Below are 326 nucleotides of genomic sequence, written 5' to 3'. Positions count from 1 at the left end.
GTACTGCTGCTGCAAAAATCGTGAGCTTTCAGCAATGAGCCGCCGGCAGGCATATGCGCTATGTTCATAGATCAAGTTTTAAGCGGTCAGGAAACAAGATGCTCAGTTGTGCCAGTGTTTGGTTCCAGTTGAATACCGGCTTGGTCCACTTTGCAGTGATATGATCTTGTGCCAGGAACAAGAGCTTTATCAAAGCTTCCTCACTTTGAAAAGCACCCTTTGACTTTGTAACCGTTCTGAGCTGGCGGTGAAAACCCTCTATGATGTTGGTGGTGTAGATAATGCGGCGGATGTCCCGGTTGTACTGATAGTAGCAACTCAGCCGC

At 47.9% G+C, this 326-nt stretch carries 1 protein-coding gene; it reads right to left on the bottom strand.

Annotation, left to right across the window (positions count from 1 at the left end; genetic code table 11):
• Positions 1 to 64 precede the first annotated feature (64 nt).
• Positions 65 to 326: transposase (locus BUE76_RS18470; protein WP_173702663.1), on the bottom strand; the 262-nt coding region annotated here is incomplete at its 5' end.

It is taken from the genome of Cnuella takakiae (assembly GCF_001953305.1).
In the GTDB taxonomy this organism is placed as follows: domain Bacteria; phylum Bacteroidota; class Bacteroidia; order Chitinophagales; family Chitinophagaceae; genus Flavisolibacter; species Flavisolibacter takakiae.
The sequence above is the reverse complement of the archived record's forward strand: the minus strand, read 5'-3'. Positions and strand labels throughout refer to the sequence as shown.